Genomic DNA, 23,569 nt, shown 5'->3' on the forward strand with positions numbered 1-23,569 from the left:
CCGCGGCGCCGCCGCCGGCCTTGACTATATATTCGAATATCTGTATATACGCAACTATGAAAATTAACGCTGACATCATGGAAGCGGCGGCGGACCAGGCCAGCGACCTGCTGAAGGCGCTGTCGAACCGCCATCGCCTCCTGATCATCTGCCAGCTGGTCGACGACGAGCGGTCGGTCGGAGAACTCGCCGAGTTTCTCGGCCTGCGCGATTCGACCGTGTCGCAGCACCTGGCGCTCCTGCGCAAGGACGGCTTGGTCACCGCCAGGCGCGAGGGGCAGACGATCTACTATTCGATCACAAGCGATCCGGCCCGCGAGGTCCTCAAGACGCTCTATCAGGTGTACTGCGGGCCGAGACCGTCACTGAGACTATGAGGATGCCGGACCGGCATCTTGACCGATATCAAACGGGAACTCCCATCCAGGTGAGATGTCTGCAGCCGGCTGCGGACGGCTCGCCCGAACCCCACAAATCGAATCAAACCAGACAGGAATAGGCTGATGCGCAGATTATCGGTCCTGAGCTTGATCGCCGCGATGGCGTGGCAGGCAGCGCCGGCCCTTGCGGAGACGCTGACGGTGGCGCCGCGGCAGGTCGCCGACGAGAAGGCGGTGTTCGCGACGGTGGAGAGCATCAGCGTGGTCCCTGCCCGCGGCCGCATCGGCGGCACCATCGTGCAGCTTTCGGTGCGCGAAGGCGACCCGGTCAGGCGCGGCCAGCCCATCGCCTTGATCGGCGACGACAAACTGGCCCTGCAGATCAAATCGCTCGACGCCCAGATCGAGGCGCTGCAGGCGCAAGCGAACCAGGCGCAGATCGACTTCACCCGCACCGAGGGCCTCGTCGAGCGCGGCACCCTGCCCCGCATCAAGCTCGACGAGACGCGCACGGCGCTGAACGTCGCCGAGAACGGGCTGCGGGCCAAGACCGCCGAGCGTGCCGTGGTCAACCAGCAGATGACTGAGGGCCAGGTGCTGGCTCCCGATGACGGCCGCGTGTTGAAGAAGCTGGTTGCCGTCGGATCTGTGGTTCTGCCCGGCGATCCCGTGGTCACGGTGGCGCAGCAGAACTTCAAGCTGCGACTGCGGGTGCCTGAGCGCCACGCTCTCTTTCTCAAGGCCGGCGACAAGGTCCGGGTCGACGGTGCCGAGTTCGGCGACAGCGCCGACAAATGGGGGGTGATCGACCTGGTCTATCCGCAGATCGAGGAAGGCCGTGTCGTGGCCGACGCGATCGTCTCCGGTCTCGGCCAGTATTTCGTCGGCGACCGGCTCCGGGTCTGGATCTCCGGCGGCCAACGCGATGCCTACGTGATCCCGCAGCGCTACGTCACAACACGGTTCGGCATCGATTATGTCCAGTTGCAGCAAGGGACGCAGAAGGTGAGCGTTCCGGTGCAGCGCGGCCGCGCTCTGCCGAGCGCCGATCTCCCCGATGGACTCGAAATCCTGTCCGGCCTGCGCGCCGGCGACCAGTTGGTGCAGCCGTGAAACTCGGACTCTCAGGCAAGCTTACCCAGGCGACCATCGCCTCGCCGCTGACGCCGCTGTTCCTGCTCGCGGCGCTCGTGGTCGGCCTCATCGCCGTCGTCGTGATCCCGCGCGAGGAAGAGCCGCAGATCAGCGTGCCGATGGTCGACATCCGCGTCAGCGCCGACGGCCTGCGTGCGCCCGACGGCGTCGAGCTCGTGACCAAGCCGCTGGAGACCATCGTCAAGGCGATCGATGGCGTCGAACACGTCTACAGCCAGACCGAGGACGACCGTGTCATGGTCACCGCGCGGTTCCTGGTGGGGACCAAGTTCGAGGACGCGATCCTGCGCGTCCACGAGAAGCTACGCGCCAACCTCGACCGCATCCCCGTCGGCATTCCCGAGCCGCTGATCGTCGGCCGCGGCATCAACGACGTCGCCGTCACCGTGCTGACGCTGTCGCCGAAGCCGGAAGCCGCCGGGCGCTGGTCCGACAAGGACCTCTACGAGCTCGCCGACAAGCTGCGTGCGGAGCTGACCAAGGTCGACAATATCGGCCTGACCTATATCTCCGGCGGCGGCGCCCAGCAGATCCGGGTCGAGCCCGATCCGGAAAAGCTGTCGCTGTTCGGCGTGACTCTGCAGCAGCTCGTCGCCAAGGTGAAGGACGCGAACCGCTCGTTCCTGGCCGGAGACGTTCGCGACGGCGGTATCGTGCGCAACGTCGCCGCGGGCCAGACGCTCACGGGCATCCCGGACATCGGCCTGCTGCTGATCTCGACGCGCGACGGCCGTCCCGTCTATGTGCGCGACGTCGCCACCGTCGTCATCGGCCCCAACCTCGCAGAGCATCGCGTCTGGGATGACGCCCGCACCGACAAGGGCGACTGGCACCGGGTGCCGGCGGTGAGCCTCGCGCTCGCCAAGCGCGCCGGCGCCAATGCCGTGGTGGTGTCTCACGACATCGCGCAGCGCCTCGAAGGGCTGAAGGCCAGTCTCATTCCGAGCGACGTCGCAGTCACGGTGACGCGCGACTACGGCGAGACCGCCAACGAGAAGGCCAACGAGCTGCTGTTCCATCTCGGCCTCGCCACGATCTCGATCGTCGTGCTGATTGCGGTCGCCATTGGCTGGCGCGAAGCCCTCGTCACCTTCGTGGTGATTCCGACCACGATCCTGCTGACGATGTTCGCCGCCAATCTGATGGGCTACACGATCAACCGGGTCAGCCTGTTTGCCCTGATCTTCTCGATCGGCATCCTGGTCGACGACGCCATCGTCGTGGTCGAGAATATCGCGCGCCATTGGGGCATGCATGACGGCCGGCCGCGCCTGCAGGCCACCATCGAGGCGGTCGCCGAAGTCGGCAACCCCACCGTTGTCGCGACCTTGACCGTGGTCGCCGCCCTGCTGCCGATGCTGTTCGTGTCGGGACTGATGGGCCCCTACATGGCGCCGATCCCGGCCAACGCCTCGGCGGCGATGCTGTTCTCGTTTTTCGTCGCCATGGTGGTGGCGCCGTGGCTGATGCTGCGGCTGGCGCCGAGGTCCACCAGCGCCTCGGCGGACTCTCATGACGCGCATGGCGAAGGCCGTCTCGGACGCATCTACCGCAGCGTCGCGCGCCCGATCGTCGCCAGCAAGCGCTCCGCCTGGATCTTCCTGCTCGGCGTCGGCATCGCCACCTTGCTGTCGATGACGCTGTTCGCCACCAAGTCCGTCACCGTCAAGCTGCTGCCGTTCGACAACAAGTCGGAGATCGCGGTGATGGTCGATCTGCCCGAAGGCGCGAGCCTGGAGGATACCGAGCGCACGCTGTTCGCGGCCGCCGACATTGCGCATGGGCTGCCGGAGATCACGACCGTGCAGAGCTATGCCGGCACGGCGGCCCCGTTCAACTTCAACGGTCTCGTGAGGCACTACTATCTGCGGGAGCGGCCCGAGCTCGGCGAGCTCCAGGTCAATCTCGCCGCGCGCGGCGACCGCAAGCGCGCGAGCCACGACATCGCGCTCGAGCTGCGCCAGCGGCTGAAGAGCATCCCTGTGCCGGCCGGCACCAGCATCAAGGTGGTCGAAGTGCCGCCCGGGCCTCCGGTGCTCGCCACCCTGCTGGCGGAGATCTACGGTCCGGACGCGGCGACCCGGCGCGCCGTCACCACCGAACTCAAGAAGGTCTTCGCCGACGTTCCCTTCATCGTCGACATCGACGATTCCATCGGTCAGCGACGGCCGCGTCTGCGACTGTCGATCGACCAGGACAGTCTCGAGTTCTTCGGTGTCGAGCAGCGCGACGTCTACGACACGATCCAGACGCTGTTCGGCGGCGTCTCGGTCGGCTACTCGCATCGCGGCGAAGACCGCAATCCGATCGAGATCGCCGTGCGTCTGCCGAAGCACGACAAGAGCTGGAGTCAGGCCCTGGCCTCGACGCCGGTGCCCGCCAACACGGTGCCCGGCAGCAAGACCGTCGTCGAACTCGGCCAGGTCGTGAAGGCCACCATGGAAGAGGGGTCGCCGACGATCTTCCGCCGCGACGGCCGCTTTGCCGACATGGTGATGGCAGAACTCGCCGGCCGCTTCGAGGCCCCGCTCTACGGCATGCTCGCGGTCGCCGACCGGATCGACGCCCATGACTGGGGCAAGCTGCCGAAGCCCGTGATCGGCTTCCACGGCCAGCCCAAGGACGAGTCCCGTCCGACGCTGCTGTGGGATGGCGAATGGGAGATCACCTACGTGACCTTCCGCGACATGGGCGCCGCATTCGGCGCGGCCATCCTCGGCATCTACGTTCTGGTCGTGGCGCAGTTCAAGAGCTTCCGGCTGCCGCTGGTGATCCTGACGCCGATCCCGCTGACCCTGATCGGCATCCTGCTCGGCCACTGGTTGCTGGGCGCGCCGTTCACGGCGACGTCGATGATCGGCTTCATTGCGCTGGCCGGCATCATCGTCCGCAACTCGATCCTGCTGGTCGACTTCATCCGGCACAGTGGCGGCGAGGGCAAGACCCTGCGCGACGTCGTGTTGGAGGCCGGCGCCGTGCGCTTCAAGCCGATCCTGCTGACGGCGCTCGCGGCGATGATCGGTGCTGCGACGATCCTGCTCGATCCGATCTTCCAGGGGCTGGCGATCTCGCTGCTGTTCGGCCTGGCCTCCTCCACCCTGCTCACCGTACTCGTGATCCCCGCGATCTACATCGCACTGCGCGAGCCCGGCAAACCCACCACGAAGATGTCGTAGGAGCTATCATGACCAAACTGTACAGCGAGATCTGCAAGGACATCTCGGGTAACCTGAAGACGCTGCGCAAGGACATTCCGGACGTCATGCAGGGCTTCTCGGCACTGGCGAGGGCCGCCGCCGCTGATGGCGCGCTCGACAAGAAGACCAAGGAGCTGATCGCGCTGGCGATCGGGGTTGCCGTTCGGTGCGACGGCTGCATCGGCTTTCACGCGGAGGCGCTCGTCCGTCTCGGTGCAAGCCGGCAGGAGGTCGAGGAGACGCTCGGCATGGCGATCTACATGGGCGGCGGACCGTCGTTGATGTATGCCGCCGATGCGATTGCGGCGTTCGAGCAATTCCAGCAACAGGCAGCCGCCGCCTGAGCGCGGGTTCAGCCGCAGATATCGAGAATGGCCAGCATGTAGATGCGGATCATGTCGAGATAGTCGGGAATGTCGACGCGCTCGTCCGGCATCGTGTTGTAGCGGCCGCCCGGCCCGCAGACGATGCCCTCCATGCCGCCATACGTATAGAGATGGCCGGCATCGGTGCCATAGAAGCAGCTCGGCGCCACCGGGCCTGTCGGCTGGGCGGCGCCGCGCACGACGCGATAGGCATTGTTGACGGCACGGACGATCGGGCTGTCCGGCGCGACCTCGAACGGCGGCATGGTCGGCACGCCGGCGCGGTCCTCCGACATCAGATGGGCCTTCAGGCCGGGAAAACGCCCCTCCAGCGCATCGAGCTCGCGCCGCATGTCCGCGAGCGCGCCCTGCTCGGTCTGCCCAGGAGCGTAACGACCGGAGCCCTTGATGCGGACGAAATCCGCGACCTGCGGCGTCCGCCATTCGTGCAACTCACGACCGAGCGCGCCGTGCACGACGCCGACATGAACGCGGTTGATGGCCTCATGTGCCGGCGAACGCGCGCCGGAGAACCGCATCGCATTGAGGCGCGGAATGAGATCGCAGGCGGCGGTGATGGCGTCCACCGCCTCCTCGCGCTTCGACAGATGCCGCGTGTTGCCGACGAGCTCGATGATGAACATGAATGCCGCGGCATGCATCGTCATCGCCTTGAGGTCGGTCGGCTCGGAATTGATGAAATAGTCCGCGCGCAGCCCCTGCTCCAGCAACGAATAGGTGCCGACTCCGCCTTGCAGCTCGCCGACCACATAGGTCAGAACGACATCACCCCTCAGCCTGACGCCGGCCTCGATTAGCGTCTTGACCGCGCAGAAATAGGCGGCGTCGCCGGCCTTCATGTTTGACACGCCGATTCCGTAGACGAAGTCGTCGTCCACCTTCCCCGCCCAGGGATCGAGGGTCCAGCCCTCGGTCACCGGATTTGTATCGACATGGCCGTTGAAGAGCAGGCTCTTGCCGCCGCCGGTGCCGTGCCAGCGGCCGACCGCGTTGACACGGCCCTCGGCCCCGAACGGGGCGACCGCGGCATCCAAGCCGATCGCGCTCATCTGTTCAGCCATGAAGGTCGCGAGCTGCTTCTCGCCCTCGGTCTTCGAATAGCTCTTGTGCTGAACCATGCGCGACAGCAGCGCGAGCGAAGCTGGAATGTCGATGCGGGCGAGCAGGTCGTTGCGATCCATGGGGGCAATCCTTGCGGTCAGCCAACGGGCGCTGGCGAGGCCGCCATCAGCTCGCGGGTGTAAGGGTGAACGTCGTCTGCGCCGAAGGCATCGACGGCACGGCTGTCGACCAGCCGGCCGTGGCGCATCACGACGATGCGGTGCGCGATCTGCCTGATCAGGTTGAGATCGTGGGTGATGAAGAGATAGGCCGCCCCCGTCTCGGCGCGCAAAGCCAGCAGCAGCTCGATGATCTGGGCCTGGACCGAGACGTCGAGCGGCGCCGTGATCTCGTCGCAGATCACCAGGCGCGGTCGCGCCGCAAAAGCACGCGCGATCGCGACGCGCTGCTTCTCGCCACCCGAGAGCTGGTGCGGCCAGCGCATGGCATACGACGCCGGCAGCCGGACCTGTTCGAGCAGGCGCGGCACGGCGGCGACGTCGCCGCCATAGAGCTTCAAGGGGCGCGACAGGATCTCACCGATCCGATGGCGCGGATTGAGCGAGGAATCCGGGTGCTGGAACACGATCTGGACATCGCGCCGATAGGCACGGTTCATGTCACCGGCCCTGCGCAACGTTCGGCCGTCGAAGCTGATCGTGCCGTCGAAGCGGGCAAGCCCGGTGAGGGCGCGAGCGACGGATGACTTTCCCGAGCCGGATTCACCGACGAGGCCGACGATTTCGCCGGCACGGACGCGGACATCGACGGCCCTGGTCGCCGGTGGCGGAGCCGCACGGAACAGCCCGCCCCTGCCGTAATGGACTTCGATGTCGCGTGCGTCCAGCACCAGGGCCGCGCCCGGCTGATCGTTCACGAGCCGCCGCTCCGGACGCGGCACGGCGGCGATGAGAGCCTTGGTGTAGGCGTGCTGCGGCGTCCTGAAGATATCAGACGCGGGCGCCTGCTCGACGATGCGGCCGTGCCGGATCACCGCGACACGATCGGCGACCCGGGTCATCATCGCGAGATCGTGCGAGATGTAGAGCGCAGCGACGCCCGTCTCCGCACGCAACCGCGCAAACAGCTCGATGATGCGGGCACCGGTGATGACGTCGAGCGCCGTCGTAGGCTCATCGAACAGGATGACATCGGGCCGGCACCCGAAGGCCGTCGCGATGACTACCCGCTGCTTCTCGCCGCCGGAGATCTCGTGCGGATAGCGCCGCAGCACCGCCACGGGGTCGCTCAGCTCGACATGGCCGAGCAATTCGATCGCGAGGTTCCTGGCGGCCCGCGCATTCAGATCGCGATGACGCATCAGCGCCTCGGTGATCTGGCGGCCGATGGTCAATGTCGGATTGAGCGCGGTCGACGGATCCTGGAACACCATGCCGATGCGGCGGCCACGGACCGCGGTCAGTCGCTTCAGGCTGAGGGACCGCAGGTCGAGGTCACCCAGACACAGGGAGCCCGAGACCTCGCGGGCATTGGCCGGCAGATGCCGCATCAACGCCCAAGCCAGCGAGCTCTTACCGGAGCCGGATTCGCCGACGAGGCCGAGCACCTCGCCGGGCGCGATCTCGAGCGACACGTCACGCAGCACCTCCACAGCGCCCGCCGGGGTGACGTAATCCAGTCCGTAACCAGTGATGGCGAGCGCCGGCTTCATCGATCGTCCCGCGGATTCAGCGCGTCGCGCAGGGCATCGCCGACGAGATTGAAGGCGATCGCCGACAGCGCGATCGCGGCCGAGGGCGCGATCAGGATCCATGGCGCCCGGTGCATGTATTGGCGCGCATCGGCCACCATCAGGCCCCATTCCGATGCCGGCGGCTGTGCACCCAGGCCGAGGAAGCTGAGCGTCGCGAACAGCATCACCGCAAATGACACCCGGATGGTGGCCTCGATGATGATCGGGCCCATCACGTTCGGAAGCATCTCGCGGAAAATGATCTGCGATGCCGCTTCGCCGCGCGCGATGGCGGCCTTGACGTAGTCCTGACTGCGCACAGCAAGCGCCACGGAGCGCGTGACCCGTGCCATGCCCGGCGCGAACGCAAAGGCAATCGCGATCACCGCGTTGACAGCCCCATTTCCGAGCGTGCTGACCAGCAGCAGCGCCATGAGGAGACCGGGAATGGCCATCACAGCATCGTTGGTGCGCATGATGAATTCGTCGGCCTTGCCACCGAGATAGGCCGATGCGACGCCGATCACGGCGCCCATCGCGCTGCCGGCGAGCGTCGCCGCGAGCGCCATCGGAACGGTGGCGCGCGCGCCGGACAGCAGCCGGCTCAGCACGTCGCGGCCGAACTGATCGGCGCCCAGCCAGTTCTGCCATCCCGGCGGGCGGAAACGGCCGAGAAAATCCATCTTCTCCGGCCCATAGGGCGCGAGCCACGGGCCGAGGATGCAGACGATGGCGAGGGCAACGAGCAGCATCACGCTGATCGCCCCCTGCGGCTTGCGGATCATCCTGCCGAGCAGCTCAGTCATAGCTGATCCGCCTGTCGAGCAGCGCGTAGACGACATCCGCCAGCGTGTTGGTGATCGCATAGGTGACCGCCATGATCATCGCGCCGGCCTGGATCGACGGCAGATCGCGGGTGGTGATGGCGATCATCAATGCCCGGCCGATGCCGGGAATGGCGAAAATCTCCTCGATGACGATGATGCCGCCCAGGAGATAGCCGACGTCGAGCGCGACGATGGTGATGACCGGCAGCAGCGCGTTGCGCATCACGTGCCGCACCAGCACCGTCCGCTCGGGCAGGCCTTTCAGCCGCGCCGCGCGGACGTAGTCGGACTGCAGCACGTCCAGCGTCTCCGAACGCATCATGCGCATCACATGCGCGACGAGAATGACCGAGACGGTCAGGACCGGAAGGATCAGATGGCGCAGCGCCGGCCCGGCATCCTCCAGCGGCGACACGTAGCCGGTCGCCGGCAGCCATGGCAGAATGTCGGTCAGCAGCAGCGCGAGCACGGTTGCGGTGACGAACTCCGGCAGGGAGACCCCGAGATAGGCGACCACGCTGGTGGCCGTATCCGCCGGCCGCCCCTTGCGGAGCGCCGCGAAGATTCCGAGCGGGACCGCGATCAGGAGGGTGACGACGAGTGCGCCCGCTGCCAGCAGCAGCGAGCGCGACAGCGCCGTCAGCATCTCCGGCGCAACCGGCAGGCCGGTGCGCATGGAGACACCGAAATTGCCGATGGCCGCGTGCGCGACCCAATGCGAGAATTGCAGCCAGACCGGGTCGTCGAGCCCGAGCCGGCTGCGAATTGCGGCCAGCGCCTCCGGCGAAGCGTTCTCGCCAAGCAGCGTCTGCGCGGCATCAGCCGGCAGCGCCTGTGTGATGGCAAACACCAGCACACTGACGACGACGACCGTATAGACCATCAGGAGCAGCCGCCGCAGCAGCCAGGCGAATGACACCGCTCGGATCCCGTCTCAGCTGCGCCTGGGCGCGCCTGCGCCGAGCGAGACGAGATCGAGCCGGAACACCGATCCGCGCGGATGCAGCTGGTATCCTTCCACATAGGCGCGCTGCGCCGCCAGGATGTCGAAGAAGACCGGAATGACCGACGGCACCTCCTCGCTCATCATCGTCTGGGCCCGCGCATAGAGCGCGGCGCGATTGGCATCGTCGGTCTCGCTACGCGCCGCATTGACGATCTCGTCGAAGCGCGCATTGTTCCAGCGTGTCTCGTTCCAGGCGGCATCCGAGGTGTAGAGCAGCTTGAAGATCGCGTCGGCGGTCGATTGCATGTTGTAGAATCCGACGTAGAAATTGCCCTTCTTCCAGACCTGGTCGAGATAGGTCGCGTGCGGCATCGTCTGAACGTTGATGCGGAAGCCGGCCGGTGCCGCCATCTCACGGATCGCAACGCCAAGCTGCGTGCGCGTGTCCGGTTTGTCGGATGCCACCATCGTCAGGTCGATGCCGGAGGGATAGCCGGCATCGGCGAGCAATTGCCTGGCTTTCGCGATGTCGGGCTTCTTCAGCTTGCTGTCCTGATAGAACCGGTAGGCGGGGCTCAGCGGCGTGTCGTTGCCGGGCGTGCCGTAGCCGCCGGCCACGAAGCCGGCCATGGCCTCGCGATCGATGGTCAGCGCCAGCGCCTGGCGCACGCGAACGTCGTTGAACGGCTTCTGATCGCAGCCCATGTTGACGTTCAGAAACTGCCCCGAGGGGACCCGCACCGCCTTGACGCCGCTGGCCTTGCCGAGCCGCTCATATTCGCCGGGCGTGGTCGACAACATGAGATCGATGTCGCCCGAAATCAGAGCCGATGCTTCGGCGGTGCGGTCGGGATAGACGAGAATCTCGACGCGATCGAGCAAAGGCCGCGCCGGATCGTAATACGCCGGGTTGCGCTCGACGACGATCTTGCGGTCCGGCTCATAGGACACGAGCTTGAACGGCCCTGAACCATTCGCCTTTGTGGCGAGGCTGGCGAGATCGGCAGCAACGACTTTCGCAGGCACGATGCGCGCATTGTTGTAGGCGAGCGCGACCGGAAAATCGGCAAAGGCAACCGACAACGTGAACCGCACGGTCGACGCATCGACGGCAGCGACATCCTTGATCGGGCCGACATTGGTGCGCGCCGGTGATGCGGTCTTCGGATCGAGGATCGCCTTGAAGGTCGCGACGACATCCTCCGCCGTCAGCGGCGAGCCGTCGTGGAAACTGAGATTGGGCCGCAGCCTGAACGTCCACTCGGTGAGCCCCGCGCCGGCCTGCCACGACAAGGCGAGGTCCGGCTCGACCGACATGTCCGGCTTCAACCGGGTCAAGTTGGAATAGAGCAGCTCGGTGATGAGGTATTCCGGATTGACACGCGCGAGCAGCGGATGAATGACCGCCGCGCCCTGGTCGACCGAGATCCGCAACACGCCGCCGTGCTTCGGCACCTCGGCAGAGAGAGAGACTTGCGGCAGAGCACCAAGCACGAGCGCGGAGCCGGCAAGGAAATGACGACGGGTCACGGACGGCATCAGGCGAAGTCCTTTTCAGGCGTGATGGCTTCGGGACAGAGTTCGGGACGGAACTCGGCTGCAAGATAGGCGAGCACCGATTTCGCCAATGCGACGATGTCGGCGAGCGTCGTGGATTCGCCCGGCGCATGAATGCGGCTATCGGGCCTGCCGAGGCCCGTGAGCAGCACCTCCTGCACGCCCGTGGCCTGCTGCACCCAGCCGAAATCGGAGCAGCCGGCCGCCCCCCAGCGAGCGAAGTCTTCCGCGGCATAGCCGAAGCCGGCCGACAGCGCCTGCTGCCAGCGCGACCAATGCGGCCCGCCGGGATCGGATGTCGGCATCAGATGGCCGGTGAGGATGATCTCGACGTCGAGGGTGCCGGCCGCCTGCCGGACGGCCGTTTCGATCTCGCGGCGTGCAGCGGCGAAGTCCTCCTCGGGCGTGTATCGGCGGCACAGGAGAATCTCGACCAGCGAGGGGATCTGTCCGCCGCATTGGCCGCCATGAATGGCTGAGATGTCGAGGCTCGCGGCGAGCGGTCCAGCCGCCTGCGGCGGTGGCGGCAACGCCGACGTCCGCTGCGCGATGACCGGCTCGAGGGCCGCGAGCGCATTGAGGATCGGCAGCGCCGCCTCGATCGCGTTGGCGCCGGCGCGGCGCTGCTCGCCGGCATGCGCTGCCTTGCCGTGAACCCGCACCGTGAGCGTGAACAGGCCGAAGCAGCCGGCCCAGATCCGCGGCATGGCACTGCCGTTGAAATTCAGAATATGCCCTTCGAGACGGCCCTGCTCGGCAAGGTAACGCACGCCGGGATAAAGCCCTGCCTCCTCGTCCGTGCACAGCAGCAACATCGGATCATAGGCCAGCGGCAATCCAGTCTGCTGCGCGCCGCGGAGTGCGAGCAGCGCCGCCGCAATCGATCCCTTCATGTCGGCCGCGCCGAGTCCGATCAGACGGTCACCGTCGCGGCTCAGCTGCAGCGGATCGGTGGCCCAGCCGGGCGCCGCCGGTACCGTGTCCACATGGAAATAGAGCCCGAGCACCGGTCTGCCGGCGCGGCGCCGTGCGATCAGATTCGTCCGCGATCCGCGCGCCCCCGGTGCGCGCCATAGGTCCTCCGGAACGATCACGCGCTCGCTATCCAGTGCCAGCGGGGCAGCGAGCTGCTCCATCACGTCGGCAAATGCATCGTAGCCGGCCCCCGGAGGAAAGCTGGTGTCGACCGCCACCATCTTCCGCAGGTCCTCGACCGCCGTCTCGGCCATGGCGTCGATCGCGGCAAAAGCGCTGGCCAGGCTGCGCGCGCCCCGGTCCGCTGGAATGCCCTCAGAAATCATTTGCCGCCAGCTCTATCCTATATTCTATATAGAAATAGAATTCACGACGCGGCGTTTGTCAATTCCATGAAAAAGGCAGCTGTGGCCAGCAAAGCGGCAGACGGGGTGGGGGCGGGTCCGGGCGCGCTGCCGGTGCCGCTCTACGAGCATGTCAAGCGCCAGATCGCCGAGGCGATCCTGATCGGCGACATGCCGCCCGGCACAGTGCTGCCCGGCGAGGTCGCGCTCGCCAATCAATATGGCGTCGCCGTCGGCACCATCCGCCGCGCGCTGGCCGATCTCACCGCGGGCGGCATGCTGATGCGCCGGCGCAAGACCGGCACGGTGGTGACGGGCCGCGCGTCGCAGCATGGGCTCAGCTTCTTCTTCCAGTACTTCCGCCTGCTCGCCGCGGACGGCAGCCTGCTGCACTCGGAGGCCGAGGTGCTGTCGGTGACGACACGCGCCGCCGAGTCACGCGAAGCCGCGCTGTTCGCGATGGCCGAGGGCGGGCCGCTGCTGCATCTTCATCGCATCCGCCGCGTCGCTGGCGCGCCGGTGCTGCATTCGCGGATCTCGATGGTCGCGAGCCGCGTGGCGGGATTTCCGGCCGAGCCGAAGAAGGTCCCTGCCCTGATCTACCGGCATCTGCTCGAGGCCTATGGCATCCGGATCGCCGCGGTGCGCGAGAAGGTGACGGCGGAGGTCGCCACCAAGGAGGACCGCAAGCTGCTCGGCCTGCCCGCTCCGAGCGCCGTGCTGGTGATCGACGAGGAGGCCTACGACCAGACCGGCGCGCTGGCGATCCTCAGCCAGCACCGCGCCACGACGGCGCAACACTACTACTCGAACGAGATCCGCTGAGCACGTATCGCTTCAGCAGCCCCAGCGCAGCGCCGCGGTGTGCACCGGCGCGTCCCACAGTCCCAGCGATGCATCATCGAGCGCGGTCACGGTGAGCGAGCAGCCGGCCATGTCGAGCGAGGTGACGTAGGAGCCGACCAGCCCGCGCGCGATGGCGAGCCCGCGCCCTTCCAGGATGCGCCGCGCCGCATTGGCCATCACGTACAACTCCATCGCTGGCGTAGCCCCGAAGCCGTTGACCAGCAGCAGGCACGGAGTCCCGGGCTTCGCTGCAAGATCGGCCAGGATCGCGCCCATCATCTCCTCGGCGATGGCGTCCGCGGACGCCAGCTTGACCCGGCGCCTGCCGGGCTCGCCATGGATGCCGACCCCCATCTCCATCTCGTCCTCGCCGAGCGTGAAGGTCGGCTTGCCCGCGGCCGGCACCGTGCATGAGGTCAGCGCCACGCCCATCGAGCGGGTGCGCCTGTTGACGTCGTCACCAAGCGCCTTCAGCGCGTCGAGATCGCGGCCCTGCTCGGCCGCAGCACCCAGCATCTTCTCCACGATCAGCGTGCCGGCAACGCCGCGGCGGCCGGTCGAATAGGTCGAGGTCTCGACCGCGACGTCGTCGTCGGTAATGACGGTCGCGACCTTGCCCTCCATCATCTCCGCGGCCATCGCGAAATTCATCACGTCGCCTTCGTAGTTCTTGACGATGAACAGCGCGCCCGCGCCGGTGTCCACGGCCTGCGCGGCCGCGAGCATCTGGTCAGGCGTCGGCGAGGTGAAAACCTGGCCCGGACAGGCGGCATCGAGCATGCCCGGCCCGACGAAGCCGGCGTGGAGCGGCTCATGGCCGGAGCCGCCGCCGGAGATCAGCGCGACCTTGCCCGGTTTGAGGCTCTTGCGGCGAACGAACTTGTTGTCCTCGCCCAGCGTGACGATGTCGCCATGCACGGCGGCAAAACCCTGCAGGCTCTCGGTCAGCACGTCGGAAACGGCGTTGATCAGCTTCTTCATGGCTTCCCTCCCGGTTCGGCGTCGTCGTTGTTTTCGTTGGCTGAGATCAGCGCGGTGATGCCGCGCGCGACGCCGGTGATGATGCGGTCGGCATGGGCGTTGAGCGCGGGGTCGCCGAAGTCCGGCAGCTCGACCACGAGGCGCCGCATCGGCCGCTGCGCCTCGACCTCGTCCAGCCGGCCCGGATGGGCGGCGCGGTAGGCGGTCAGAAAAGCCTGCTGCTCATGCGGCGAGAAGTGACAGATGTGGAAGATGGTCTCGAGATGCTGCAGCGGGATCGGCGTCGCATAGGCCGGATTGACGATCTGCGAGATGAAGCTGCGATTCTTGCCGATCGCCTCCGCCAGCCGCTGCCGTGTACCGGAGGGACGGCTGTCGATCACCGCGCGCAGGATCGCCTTGTATTCGGCGAGCGGACTCGCGGCCCCCGATGCATCCTGGTCACTCATGCGCCCTCTTCCGCGGTCTTTTCCGTGCCCTTGGCGAGGTCAAGCTCGCGGATCGCCGCCTTCACCAGCGGCAGCAGGCCCGGCGCGACCGACAGCGCGCGCACACCGAGCTCAAGCAGCGCCGGCATGGCTCTGACATCACCGGCGGCGTCGCCGCAGATCGAGACTTCCACGCCCCGCGCGCGACCAGCGCGCACCACATGGGCAATCATCGCCAGCACCCCGGGATGCAGCACGTCAGCATAGTCGGCGACCTCGGCGCCGTCACGCGAAGCAGCGGTCGCGTATTGGGTCAGGTCATTGGTGCCGATCGAGAAGAAGTCCGCAGCGAAGTCATGCGCTGCCAACGCAGCAGCCGGCACCTCGACCATCATTCCGAAGGCCGGCGCGGCGAACGCGACGTTGCCGGCGGCCAAGTCGGCGAGCACGGCGCGGAGATGGCGACGCGCCACGTCCAGCTCCGCTGCATTGGTCACCATCGGCAGCATCACCTTGAGCGGTCCGAGCGCAGCGGCGCGAGCCAGCGCGCGCAGTTGAACGCGGAAGATCTCGGGGTGACGCAAGGACAGACGGAGGCCACGAAGGCCGAGAAACGGGTTGCTCTCGCCATCGATCGTGTAGCCCGGAATCGGCTTGTCGCCGCCGGCATCGAGCGTGCGGATCGTGACCGGCCGGCCTTCGGCCCAGCGCACGAGCTCGGCATAGGCGTGATATTGTGCCTCCTCGTCGTGAAGCAGGTTGCCGGTGAGAAACTCGGTGCGTGCCAGGCCGATGCCGTCGCAGGCTGCGGCCGGAAGCAGCGTCATGTCGGCAGGGCCGGAGATGTTGACGAGCACCGAGACGCGGGTGCCGTCGCGCGTCAGTGCCGGTTCGTGCTGGCGCGCGATCGCGTCCGCCTTGCGGCGCGAGGCGGTCGCATCCTCCGCCCGGGCGGCAGCGATACGCTGCGCACTGGGATCGGCAATGACGACACCGCGACCGCCATCGACCAGCAAATCCCCTGTCAGCTTGTCCCAATCGTGACCGAGCCCGACCACCATCGGCACGCCGCGGCTGCGCGCCAACATCGCGACATGGCTGGTCGGGCTGCCCTCGCCGAGCGCGATGCCCCCTCCATTCGTCCACTCGATGGCGAGGAAAGCCGATGGCGCCAGATCACGCGCAACGACGATCGCCCCCTTCGGCAACTTGCCGTTCTGCTGCAAGCCGAACAAGTGTCGCAGCACGCGATCCCGGATGTCGGCGAGGTCGCCGGCGCGGGCGCGGAAATATTCGTCCTCAGCGGACTCATACCCCGCCATCTCCTCCGCCATCGCCGCACGCCAAGCCGCATCCGCAGCGACGCCGCCCTCGATCTGGACGTAAGCCGCCTCGGTCAGCGCATCGTCTTCGAGCAGCGCGAGCTGAAAGCCGATCAGCTCGGCCGCGTCTCCCTCGAGCCTGTCGATCAGCTCGGCCACGGCCTCGCGCGCATGCGCGACCGCTACGGCGAGCGCTTCATGCTCCTCGGCGATCGCCCCTTTCGTCCGGCTGGCGCCCTCCAGCGCATGCAGGATCGCCGCGGGCCCGATGGCCATCCCGTCCGACGCCGCCCGCCCGAAGATACGCCGCTCCATCGTCACTCCTCGTCGAACTTGCGGTTCACCAGATCGACCAGCGCGGCGATGGCGGCCTCGGCATCGGTTCCATTGGCGCGCAGGAACAGCGTCTCGCCCTTGGCGGCCTTGACGCGCATGATCTTCACCGGGCTCTTGGCGTCGGTCCAGGGCCCGTCGGCCGCGATCGCGACTTCGATGCTCGACGCAAAGCGCTTGGCGAGCTGGGTCAGCTTGACCGAGGGCCGCGCATGCAGCCCGACCTCGTTGGTCAGCAGCGCGTGCGCCTTCGCTTCCTGCATGCCGATCTCTCCACCGTCAGCCATTGTCGTTCCCGCTCATCCGCCCATCAGCTCTTCGGCGGTCGCGCGCACCGCATCGAGCGGCGAGCCGCCGGAAGCTTCCGTCGCCGCCATCACGGCGCCCTCGACCAGCGGCGCGTTGCAGATCACGATGCGCTCGCGCCGCTCCTCCGGCATCATCTCCACCGCCATCTCGCTGTTGGTCTCGGCGCCGCCGAGATCGACCAGGATCGCAACGCCCGACTCCGACCATGCCTTGTCGATCGCGCCCATGATGGCGCCGACATCGGTGCCGAGCCCGCCATCGGCATTGCCGCCGACCGCCGCGAGCGGCACGCTGTCGCCGACCATCTGCCGGACCATGTCGGCCGCGCCTTCCGCCACCTTGGCGGAATGCGACACGATGACGATGCCGACATTCTTCTGCTCACTCATGCCCAGGCCTCATTGAATACGCCGCAGATCGCCTGCACCAGCAGGCTGGACGAGCGCGCGCCGGGATCCATGTGCCCGATCGAGCGCTCGCCGAGAAACGAAGCACGGCCGCGGATCGCCAGCATCGGCACCGTCGCGTCGGCGGCCTCGGCGGCGATTGCGGGCAGCCGGGAACTGAGATCGTCGCCACCGGCCGCAAAAGCGACCTGCACAGGGATCAAGACGTCGAGCATGGTCTTCTGCCCTGCTTCCGACTTGCCACGCGCTTTGACGTCCGCGATGGCGCGACCGAGCGCCGCCGCCGCTTCGGCGGCAGAGGGCTCTGATGGCAGCGCCTTGCCAAGTCCCATCGCCAGCGTGCCATAGAGCGGACCGGACGCACCGCCGACCTTCATGACCAGCGCCATGCCGACCGCCTTCAGCGCCTCGGGAAGAGGCTTGGCGGAGATATTGTCCACTTCGGCGAGCACGGCCTCGAAGCCACGCTTCATGTTGAGGCCGTGATCGCCGTCGCCGATCGCCGAGTCGAGCGCGGTCAGTTCCTCGGCATGGGCGATGATGACATCGGCCATCGCCACGATCACCTTGCGCTTGAACGCCTGGTCCATTGTCTATCTCACCCGCTGGCCCGCCCGGTCGAACAGCAGCGGCCGGGTGAACTCGATAGCGACGGAGTCGCCGACTTTCAATTCCGTATCCGGCTCCACCAGGCTGACGATGGTCTGGTCCTGCAGCGTGATATGCAGATGATTCTGATCGCCGAGATGCTCGATCCATTTCACCCGTGCGTCGGCACGGCTCTCGGCGCGCCGGACCGTCATGTGCTCGGTGCGCGCGCCGATCGTCGCGACGTCGCCCGGCACCGCAAGATCCGGAAACAGCCCGCGCGGCAGCAGATTGATGCCGGGACTGCCGAGCCGGGTCGCCACATAGGTATTGGCCGGATCCTCATAGACCTCCCGCGGGCTGCCGACCTGCACCAGCCGGCCCTGCTCGATCACGCCGATACGGTTGGCGAGCGTCATCGCCTCGATCTGGTCGTGGGTGACGTAGAGCATGGTGGCGCCGAGATCCTGCTGGATACGCTTGAGCTCGATGCGCAGCTCGGAACGCAGCTTGGCGTCGAGCGAGGACAGCGGCTCGTCGAGCAACGCGATCGCAGGTCTGCGCACCAGCGCGCGGCCGATCGCCACGCGCTGCATCTGGCCGCCGGAGAGCTGAGTAGCGCGGTTGCCGAGCTTGTCCTCGATCCGGAGCATCGCCGCGACGTCACCGACGATGCGCCTGATCTCAGCCTCCGCAATCTTGCGCACCGGCGAGCGCAGTGGGAAAGCCAGATTGTCGTACACCGACAGATGCGGATAGAGAGAATATTGCTGGAACACGAACGTGACGTCACGCGCGGCCGGCGTCGCCTTCGTCTGGTCGACACCGCCGATGGTGACGCTGCCGCGATCCGGCATCTCGAGGCCGGCCACGAGCCGCAATGTCGTGGTCTTGCCGGCACCGGTCGGCCCGAGCAGCACGACGAGCTCGCCGTCGCGGATGGTCAGCGACAAATCCCGTACCGCCGGCTTGGAACCGAACGACTTGCTGACGGCGTTGAGCCGCGTCTCAGCCATGATGGCGCCCTCCTCTCACCGGCTGCTCATACAGCGCGGTGCGGACCGCGCGGCCCGTGGCGGCGTCGAACAGCGACAGCCGGTCCGCGCGGAAGCTGAGCCCGACCGGCTCCGCACGCTGCACCCGGACCGCCGCGGGCGCGCGCGCCTTGACGATGCCATGAGACGTCGTGACGGTGATGATCTGGGTGGTGCCGAGATATTCGGTGCCGAACACCTCGCCGCGCAGCCCGCCTTCGGCGCTGAGCGCCACCTGCTCCGGCCGCACGCCGAGGATCAGCTCATCGCTCCCGGCATCCTCGCGCAGCTCGGGCACGCCGATCTCGGCGCCGTCGATCCGCACGCAGTTCGCGCCGGCGCCAAGCCTGCCCGCGAAGCGGATGAAGTTCATCGCCGGCGAGCCGATGAAGTCTGCGACGAACATGGTGGCGGGACGGTCATAGATCTCCTGGGGCGTTCCGAGCTGCTCCACGACGCCGCGATTCATCACCGCGATCGTGTCGGCCATCGACATCGCCTCGAGCTGGTCGTGAGTCACGAACACGGTGGTGGCCTTGAGCCGGTCGTGCAGGGCGCGCAGCTCGCCGCACATGATGTGACGGAACTCCGCATCGAGCGCGCCGAGCGGCTCATCCATCAAGAACGCTTTCGGCTCGCGGACGATGGCGCGGCCGAGCGCGACGCGCTGGCGATCGCCGCTCGACAACCCGCTCACCGGACGGTCGATCAGATGGTCGATGCGCAGGATGCGCGCGGCTTCCTCGACCCGCCGCCGGATCTCCCCCTTGGGCACCCCCATCGAGACCAGGGGAAAAGCGATGTTCCGGCGCACGTTCATGTGCGGGTAGAGCGCGAACAGCTGGAACACCATGGCGATGTCGCGCTCGCGTGCGCGGCGGAAGGTGACGTCCTCGCCGCCGAGCCTGATCGTCCCCGAGGTCGGCAGCTCCAGGCCTGCAATCATGCGCAGCGTCGTGGTCTTGCCGCAGCCGGACGGACCGAGCAGGCAGAAGAACTCGCCGTCGGCGATCGTAAAGCTTGTGCCGCGCACGGCGGCAAAGCCGCCGAACTCCTTGAACAGATTCTCGATCCGGATCTCGGCCATGGCGTCAGTCCGGAAACTTGGAGACGATGGTGAACATCACGACGCCGGCGAGCGTGGTGATGAAGGAATAGGTGTAGAGCACCAGTGCGAACGGCTGCAGCAGCATCAGCACGCCAGCCGCAATGAGGATCGTCGCCAGCGTCTCCATCGGGCCGCGCCGCAGCGCCCGTGGCCAGCGCGAGTGCGCCGAATCGGCCGGCTGATCTTGTGCCATCTCGCTCATTTGCGCACCGCTCCGAAGGTGATGCCGCGCAACAGATGTTTTCTCAGCAGCACCGTGAACACGACGATCGGGATCAGGAACAGCGTGGTGCCCGCCGCGACCGCCGGCCAGTCCTGGCCGCCCTCGCCGATGATGATCGGGATGAAGGGCGGCGCGGTCTGCGCCGTGCCCGAGGTCAGAAGCACCGCGAAGGCATATTCGTTCCAGGCGAAGATCAGGCAGAAGATCGCGGTGGCGACGATGCCGGTGGTGGCCTGCGGCAACACGACCTTGAAGAAGGCTTGCAGGCGGGTGTAGCCGTCGACCATCGCCGCCTCCTCGTATTCGCGCGGGATCTCGTCCATGAATCCCTTGAGCAGCCAGACCGCGAGCGAGATGTTGACGGACGTATAGAGCAGGATCATGCCGAGCCGCGTGTCGGACAGGCCGAGCTCGCGATACATCAGGTAGATCGGGATCGCGACCGCGATCGGCGGCATCATCCGGGTCGACAGGATGAAGAACAGCAGATCATCCTTCAACGGCACCTTGAAGCGCGAGAACGCGTAGGCCGCCAGCGTGCCGAGCACGACCGACAGCGCCGTCGAGCCGAACGCGATCACCAGCGAATTCACGTAGCGTGGGATGTAGTTCGATGGACCCGCGACCACCATGTTGCGGCCGCGCGAGATGCGGTCGCACAGACTGGCAGCCGGCGGCAGCTTGGCCATGTACTCCGGCGCCTGCCGGGTCCGGGTCGTGAACAGGTTGCAATAGCCCTCCAGGCTCGGCTCGGCGACGAGCTTCGGCGGATAGGCGATCGCGTCCGACGGCGACTTGAAGCCGGTCATGAAGATCCACAGCAGCGGCACCAGAGTGATCAGCGCATAGGCGATCACCACGGTTGCCGCGATCCGCTTGGTCAGCGGCGACGGATCGACGACGGAATGGGCGGCTGCGAGACCGGTCATCGGCTTTTCACCCGGTTGAGCGCCTTGACGTAGATGTTGGCGAGGCCGAACACGGTGACGAACAGGATGATGGCGAAAGCCGAGGAATAGCCGGTCCGCCACTTCTCGAAGGCTTCGCGCTTCAGGGTGATCGAGGCGACCTCGGTCGTCGAGCCTGGACCGCCGCCGGTCAGGAGGTTGACCATGTCGAACATCTTGAAGTTCTCGATGCCGCGGAACAGCACCGCCAGCATGATGAACGGCAGCGCCATCGGCAAAGTGATCGACCAGAACTGCCGCCACGGCGAGGCGCGATCGACCTCGGCCGCCTCATAGATGTAGTCGGGAATCGAGCGGAGACCTGCAAGGCAGATCAGCATCACGTAAGGCGTCCACATCCAGGTGTCGACGATGACGATCGCCCAGGGCGCGAGCGGCACTTGCGCCAGCATCTGGAAAGACGATGCGGGCGCGCCCGTCGCGGCGGAGATGACGTAGTTGAAGAGCCCGATCTGCGGCTGGTAGAGGAACGTCCAGAAGTTGCCGACCACAGCCGGCGACAGCATCATCGGCAGCAGGATCAAGGTGGTCCACAGGCCGTGGCCGCGGAACTTCTTGTCGATCAGCCAGGCTAGCGTAAAGCCCAGCAGGGTCTGGATCAGGATGGTCCAGAACACGAAGCGCGCGGTCACCGTCATCGCCGCCCAGACGTCCGGATCGGTCAGGATCGACTGGTAGTTGGCGAGTCCGATATCGAGCACGGTGGCGTTCGGACGGTTCGCGCGATAATTGGTAAAGGACAGCCGGATGGTCCAGATCAACGGGAAAATGTTGATCGCGAGCAGCAGCAGCATGGTCGGCATGATGAATAGCCAGGCGATGGCGCGCTCGGACAGGCCGCGCACGCGCCCCGCCACGGCGGGCGGCGTCACCAGGGCGGCGCGGTCGACGAGGCTGCTCAGTCCGGTTTGGTCGGTCATGCGAGGGGCTGCTTCACTGGCGGCTTCGGGCTGGCGGTGAGACTGGCTGGTCCGCCCGGCAAGCCGAAGCTCGCCGGAGGGATTGTCGTGGCGGATCTCGCTTGCGCGAGAGGTGCCGCCTCCATCACAGCTTGCCGTCCTCCTTGAACACCTTGGTCCAGTCGGCGATCAGCCCGTCGAGCGCGCCTTTCGCCGTACCCTGGTCGGCGACGACATAGTCGTGGACGCGCTTCTGCATCGCGAGCAGAAGCTGGGCGTAGGACGGCTCGGCCCAGAAGTCGACCACCTGGTCCATCGCCACCAGGAAGTCGGCGGCGAACGGCGCGGTGTTCTTGAAGTTGGGATCGTTGAGCACGCCCTTGTGGCAGCTGTAGCCGCCGAGCGCCCACCACTTCTTCTGGGTGTCGAGCGCGGCGAACCACTTGATATATTCGAGCGCTTCGGCGCGGTTAGGCGAATATGCCACCACCGAGATGCCCTGCCCGCCGAGCTGCGAGCCCTTCTCCTTCTGCGCGGGGTTGACGAAGAAGCCGATCTTGTCGCCGCCGACATTGGGATCCTTGTAAAGGCCCGGGAAGAAGGCGAACCAGTTCATCTGCAGCGCGACCTGGCCGGACTTGAAGGCATCGAGTCCTTCCTGCATGTAGCCGTTGGAATAGCCGGGCGGCGTGCAGCATTTGTACAGCGCCTTGTAGAACTCGAGGCCCTTCACCGCATCATCCGAGTTGACGAAGCCCTGCATGTCATACGGCTTCTTCGGGTTCTGATACTTGAAGCCGAACGGATAGAGCGCGTTGGTGACGCCCATGGTGATGCCTTCCGAGCCACGCTCGGTGAAGATGGCCGCGCCATAAACGGTCTTGCCGTCGATCACCCGCTTCTGGAAGAACTCGGCAATGTCCTTCAGCTCTTCCTGCGTCTTCGGCACCTCGAGCTCGCGGCCGAACTTCTTCTTGAATTCCTCGCGAATCTCCGGCCGCGCGAACCAGTCCTTGCGATAGGTCCAGCCGTTGGCGTCGCCCATCGCCGGCAGCGCCCAGTAGTTCGGCGAGCCCTTCGGCCATTCGGCGTAGCCGGCGACGGTGGCCGGCATGAAATCGGAGATCTTGATGCCTTCCTTGTCGAAGAACTCGTTGAGCTTGACGTATTGGCCATTCTCGGCCGCGCCGCCGATCCATTGGGAATCGCCGATCATCAGGTCGCACAGCTTGCCCTTGGAATTGAGCTCGTTGAGCATGCGGTCGGCGAAGTTCGGCCACGGCACGAACTCGAACTTCATGTTGACGCCGGTCTTGGCGGTGAAGTCCTTGGACAGCTCGACCAGCGCATTGGCCGGATCCCAGGCGGCCCAGCACAAGGTAATCGTCTTTCCTTCGGCGCGTGCCGGCGCGGACGCGCCGAGCACGGTCGCGGCGGCGACCGTCGCCGCCAGTGCAAATGTCTGCAGCAACTTCATCTGGCACTCCCTCCCTGTTGGCGCCGTCCCCGCTTCGCGTGGGTGACGGCGATGCATGGCCCGCGGCGAGCGGCGCCGTCACAAC

The 23,569-nt window shown here is 66.6% G+C and carries 23 protein-coding genes; 5 read left to right on the forward strand and 18 right to left on the reverse strand.

Annotated elements, in window-relative coordinates:
- The first annotated feature begins 77 nt into the window (after nucleotides 1-77).
- The 4 genes from ACQR13_RS16145 to ACQR13_RS16160 all read left to right on the forward strand — a co-directional run bounded on the left by ACQR13_RS16145 (nucleotide 78) and on the right by ACQR13_RS16160 (nucleotide 5,076).
- Nucleotides 78-377 (forward strand): ArsR/SmtB family transcription factor, encoded by a 300-nt coding sequence (locus tag ACQR13_RS16145; RefSeq protein WP_315712653.1) that lies wholly within the window; start codon nucleotides 78-80, stop codon nucleotides 375-377.
- A 126-nt stretch (nucleotides 378-503) separates the two neighbouring features.
- Nucleotides 504-1,493, forward strand: coding sequence for an efflux RND transporter periplasmic adaptor subunit (locus ACQR13_RS16150; protein WP_315712542.1), 990 nt, complete (start codon nucleotides 504-506; stop codon nucleotides 1,491-1,493).
- Nucleotides 1,490-4,711 (forward strand): efflux RND transporter permease subunit, encoded by a 3,222-nt coding sequence (locus tag ACQR13_RS16155; protein WP_315712544.1) that lies wholly within the window; start codon nucleotides 1,490-1,492, stop codon nucleotides 4,709-4,711. Before ACQR13_RS16150 ends, ACQR13_RS16155 begins: the two co-directional genes overlap by 4 nt.
- A gap of 8 nt (nucleotides 4,712-4,719) precedes the next feature.
- Complete coding sequence (locus tag ACQR13_RS16160) at nucleotides 4,720-5,076, forward strand: carboxymuconolactone decarboxylase family protein (protein WP_315712545.1); 357 nt, start codon at nucleotides 4,720-4,722, stop codon at nucleotides 5,074-5,076.
- A gap of 8 nt (nucleotides 5,077-5,084) precedes the next feature.
- Here ACQR13_RS16160 and ACQR13_RS16165 read toward each other — a convergent pair whose 3' ends face one another.
- The 6 genes from ACQR13_RS16165 to ACQR13_RS16190 are packed head-to-tail and all read right to left on the reverse strand — an operon-like array spanning nucleotide 5,085 to nucleotide 12,543.
- Nucleotides 5,085-6,299 carry a M20 family metallopeptidase gene (locus ACQR13_RS16165; protein ID WP_315712547.1) on the reverse strand — a complete coding sequence of 405 codons (1,215 nt, stop codon included), beginning with the start codon at nucleotides 6,297-6,299 and terminating at the stop codon, nucleotides 5,085-5,087.
- Nucleotides 6,300-6,316: 17 nt separating this feature from the next.
- Nucleotides 6,317-7,891, reverse strand: coding sequence for an ABC transporter ATP-binding protein (nikE, locus tag ACQR13_RS16170; protein ID WP_315712548.1), 1,575 nt, complete (start codon nucleotides 7,889-7,891; stop codon nucleotides 6,317-6,319).
- Nucleotides 7,888-8,718, reverse strand: a complete 831-nt coding sequence (locus ACQR13_RS16175; RefSeq protein ID WP_315712549.1) for an ABC transporter permease — start codon at nucleotides 8,716-8,718, stop codon at nucleotides 7,888-7,890. The genes nikE and ACQR13_RS16175 overlap by 4 nt, the downstream gene beginning before the upstream one ends.
- A complete protein-coding gene (locus ACQR13_RS16180) occupies nucleotides 8,711-9,658 on the reverse strand; it encodes an ABC transporter permease (protein WP_316170371.1) in 948 nt (315 codons plus the stop codon). Before ACQR13_RS16180 ends, ACQR13_RS16175 begins: the two co-directional genes overlap by 8 nt.
- A gap of 15 nt (nucleotides 9,659-9,673) precedes the next feature.
- Entirely contained in the window at nucleotides 9,674-11,224 is a 1,551-nt protein-coding gene (locus tag ACQR13_RS16185; RefSeq protein WP_316170370.1) for an ABC transporter substrate-binding protein, read from the reverse strand.
- Nucleotides 11,224-12,543, reverse strand: a complete 1,320-nt coding sequence (locus ACQR13_RS16190; protein WP_316170369.1) for a M20 family metallopeptidase — start codon at nucleotides 12,541-12,543, stop codon at nucleotides 11,224-11,226. Before ACQR13_RS16190 ends, ACQR13_RS16185 begins: the two co-directional genes overlap by 1 nt.
- A 66-nt stretch (nucleotides 12,544-12,609) precedes the next feature.
- Here ACQR13_RS16190 and ACQR13_RS16195 point away from each other — a divergent pair, with 66 nt between their 5' ends.
- Nucleotides 12,610-13,386: a GntR family transcriptional regulator gene (locus tag ACQR13_RS16195; RefSeq protein ID WP_316170368.1), complete on the forward strand. Its 777-nt coding sequence runs from the start codon at nucleotides 12,610-12,612 to the stop codon at nucleotides 13,384-13,386.
- Nucleotides 13,387-13,398: 12 nt separating this feature from the next.
- Here the strand turns inward: ACQR13_RS16195 and dhaK are convergent, their stop codons facing one another.
- The 12 genes from dhaK to ACQR13_RS16255 all read right to left on the reverse strand — a co-directional run bounded on the left by dhaK (nucleotide 13,399) and on the right by ACQR13_RS16255 (nucleotide 23,484).
- Nucleotides 13,399-14,388, reverse strand: a complete 990-nt coding sequence (dhaK, locus tag ACQR13_RS16200; RefSeq protein WP_315749856.1) for a dihydroxyacetone kinase subunit DhaK — start codon at nucleotides 14,386-14,388, stop codon at nucleotides 13,399-13,401.
- Nucleotides 14,385-14,837, reverse strand: a complete 453-nt coding sequence (locus tag ACQR13_RS16205; protein WP_315712557.1) for a hypothetical protein — start codon at nucleotides 14,835-14,837, stop codon at nucleotides 14,385-14,387. Before ACQR13_RS16205 ends, dhaK begins: the two co-directional genes overlap by 4 nt.
- On the reverse strand, nucleotides 14,834-16,453 hold the full coding sequence (gene ptsP / locus ACQR13_RS16210) for a phosphoenolpyruvate--protein phosphotransferase (RefSeq protein ID WP_315749855.1): 1,620 nt from the start codon (nucleotides 16,451-16,453) through the stop codon (nucleotides 14,834-14,836). Before ptsP ends, ACQR13_RS16205 begins: the two co-directional genes overlap by 4 nt.
- Nucleotides 16,454-16,455: 2 nt before the next feature.
- The gene (locus ACQR13_RS16215; protein ID WP_315749853.1) at nucleotides 16,456-16,758 is read right to left on the reverse strand and encodes an HPr family phosphocarrier protein; all 303 of its coding nucleotides are present in this window, start codon (nucleotides 16,756-16,758) and stop codon (nucleotides 16,456-16,458) included.
- A 12-nt stretch (nucleotides 16,759-16,770) separates the two neighbouring features.
- Complete coding sequence (gene dhaM, locus ACQR13_RS16220) at nucleotides 16,771-17,169, reverse strand: dihydroxyacetone kinase phosphoryl donor subunit DhaM (protein WP_284416623.1); 399 nt, start codon at nucleotides 17,167-17,169, stop codon at nucleotides 16,771-16,773.
- Nucleotides 17,166-17,777, reverse strand: coding sequence for a dihydroxyacetone kinase subunit DhaL (dhaL, locus tag ACQR13_RS16225; protein WP_434862977.1), 612 nt, complete (start codon nucleotides 17,775-17,777; stop codon nucleotides 17,166-17,168). Before dhaL ends, dhaM begins: the two co-directional genes overlap by 4 nt.
- 3 nt (nucleotides 17,778-17,780) lie before the next feature.
- On the reverse strand, nucleotides 17,781-18,791 hold the full coding sequence (locus tag ACQR13_RS16230; RefSeq protein WP_315712562.1) for an ABC transporter ATP-binding protein: 1,011 nt from the start codon (nucleotides 18,789-18,791) through the stop codon (nucleotides 17,781-17,783).
- On the reverse strand, nucleotides 18,784-19,896 hold the full coding sequence (locus ACQR13_RS16235; protein WP_434862978.1) for an ABC transporter ATP-binding protein: 1,113 nt from the start codon (nucleotides 19,894-19,896) through the stop codon (nucleotides 18,784-18,786). Before ACQR13_RS16235 ends, ACQR13_RS16230 begins: the two co-directional genes overlap by 8 nt.
- Before the next feature lie 4 nt (nucleotides 19,897-19,900).
- Entirely contained in the window at nucleotides 19,901-20,119 is a 219-nt protein-coding gene (locus tag ACQR13_RS16240; protein ID WP_434840964.1) for a hypothetical protein, read from the reverse strand.
- Nucleotides 20,116-21,069 (reverse strand): carbohydrate ABC transporter permease, encoded by a 954-nt coding sequence (locus ACQR13_RS16245; RefSeq protein WP_434862979.1) that lies wholly within the window; start codon nucleotides 21,067-21,069, stop codon nucleotides 20,116-20,118. Before ACQR13_RS16245 ends, ACQR13_RS16240 begins: the two co-directional genes overlap by 4 nt.
- The gene (locus tag ACQR13_RS16250) at nucleotides 21,066-22,028 is read right to left on the reverse strand and encodes a carbohydrate ABC transporter permease (protein WP_315712570.1); all 963 of its coding nucleotides are present in this window, start codon (nucleotides 22,026-22,028) and stop codon (nucleotides 21,066-21,068) included. Before ACQR13_RS16250 ends, ACQR13_RS16245 begins: the two co-directional genes overlap by 4 nt.
- 124 nt (nucleotides 22,029-22,152) lie before the next feature.
- Nucleotides 22,153-23,484, reverse strand: a complete 1,332-nt coding sequence (locus ACQR13_RS16255; RefSeq protein WP_315749849.1) for an ABC transporter substrate-binding protein — start codon at nucleotides 23,482-23,484, stop codon at nucleotides 22,153-22,155.
- Between the last annotated feature and the right edge of the window lie 85 nt (nucleotides 23,485-23,569).

Origin of the sequence: Bradyrhizobium sp. HKCCYLRH3059, from assembly GCF_051168035.1 — a bacterium.
Taxonomy (GTDB): domain Bacteria; phylum Pseudomonadota; class Alphaproteobacteria; order Rhizobiales; family Xanthobacteraceae; genus Bradyrhizobium.

What these genes read in the sequence shown, in the direction of transcription:
- ACQR13_RS16230 (WP_315712562.1), bottom strand. Translation starts at nt 18,791, where the DNA reads ATGGCTGAGACGCGGCTCAACGCCGTCAGCAAGTCGTTCGGTTCCAAG.
- ACQR13_RS16215 (WP_315749853.1), bottom strand. Translation starts at nt 16,758, where the DNA reads ATGGCTGACGGTGGAGAGATCGGCATGCAGGAAGCGAAGGCGCACGCG.
- ACQR13_RS16145 (WP_315712653.1), top strand. Translation starts at nt 78, where the DNA reads ATGGAAGCGGCGGCGGACCAGGCCAGCGACCTGCTGAAGGCGCTGTCG.
- ACQR13_RS16150 (WP_315712542.1), top strand. Translation starts at nt 504, where the DNA reads ATGCGCAGATTATCGGTCCTGAGCTTGATCGCCGCGATGGCGTGGCAG.
- ACQR13_RS16235 (WP_434862978.1), bottom strand. Translation starts at nt 19,896, where the DNA reads ATGGCCGAGATCCGGATCGAGAATCTGTTCAAGGAGTTCGGCGGCTTT.
- ACQR13_RS16175 (WP_315712549.1), bottom strand. Translation starts at nt 8,718, where the DNA reads ATGACTGAGCTGCTCGGCAGGATGATCCGCAAGCCGCAGGGGGCGATC.
- ACQR13_RS16255 (WP_315749849.1), bottom strand. Translation starts at nt 23,484, where the DNA reads ATGAAGTTGCTGCAGACATTTGCACTGGCGGCGACGGTCGCCGCCGCG.
- ACQR13_RS16165 (WP_315712547.1), bottom strand. Translation starts at nt 6,299, where the DNA reads ATGGATCGCAACGACCTGCTCGCCCGCATCGACATTCCAGCTTCGCTC.
- ptsP (WP_315749855.1), bottom strand. Translation starts at nt 16,453, where the DNA reads ATGGAGCGGCGTATCTTCGGGCGGGCGGCGTCGGACGGGATGGCCATC.
- dhaL (WP_434862977.1), bottom strand. Translation starts at nt 17,777, where the DNA reads ATGGACCAGGCGTTCAAGCGCAAGGTGATCGTGGCGATGGCCGATGTC.
- nikE (WP_315712548.1), bottom strand. Translation starts at nt 7,891, where the DNA reads ATGAAGCCGGCGCTCGCCATCACTGGTTACGGACTGGATTACGTCACC.
- ACQR13_RS16240 (WP_434840964.1), bottom strand. Translation starts at nt 20,119, where the DNA reads ATGAGCGAGATGGCACAAGATCAGCCGGCCGATTCGGCGCACTCGCGC.
- dhaM (WP_284416623.1), bottom strand. Translation starts at nt 17,169, where the DNA reads ATGAGTGAGCAGAAGAATGTCGGCATCGTCATCGTGTCGCATTCCGCC.
- dhaK (WP_315749856.1), bottom strand. Translation starts at nt 14,388, where the DNA reads ATGAAGAAGCTGATCAACGCCGTTTCCGACGTGCTGACCGAGAGCCTG.
- ACQR13_RS16195 (WP_316170368.1), top strand. Translation starts at nt 12,610, where the DNA reads ATGAAAAAGGCAGCTGTGGCCAGCAAAGCGGCAGACGGGGTGGGGGCG.
- ACQR13_RS16250 (WP_315712570.1), bottom strand. Translation starts at nt 22,028, where the DNA reads ATGACCGACCAAACCGGACTGAGCAGCCTCGTCGACCGCGCCGCCCTG.
- ACQR13_RS16160 (WP_315712545.1), top strand. Translation starts at nt 4,720, where the DNA reads ATGACCAAACTGTACAGCGAGATCTGCAAGGACATCTCGGGTAACCTG.
- ACQR13_RS16245 (WP_434862979.1), bottom strand. Translation starts at nt 21,069, where the DNA reads ATGACCGGTCTCGCAGCCGCCCATTCCGTCGTCGATCCGTCGCCGCTG.
- ACQR13_RS16190 (WP_316170369.1), bottom strand. Translation starts at nt 12,543, where the DNA reads ATGATTTCTGAGGGCATTCCAGCGGACCGGGGCGCGCGCAGCCTGGCC.
- ACQR13_RS16185 (WP_316170370.1), bottom strand. Translation starts at nt 11,224, where the DNA reads ATGCCGTCCGTGACCCGTCGTCATTTCCTTGCCGGCTCCGCGCTCGTG.
- ACQR13_RS16205 (WP_315712557.1), bottom strand. Translation starts at nt 14,837, where the DNA reads ATGAGTGACCAGGATGCATCGGGGGCCGCGAGTCCGCTCGCCGAATAC.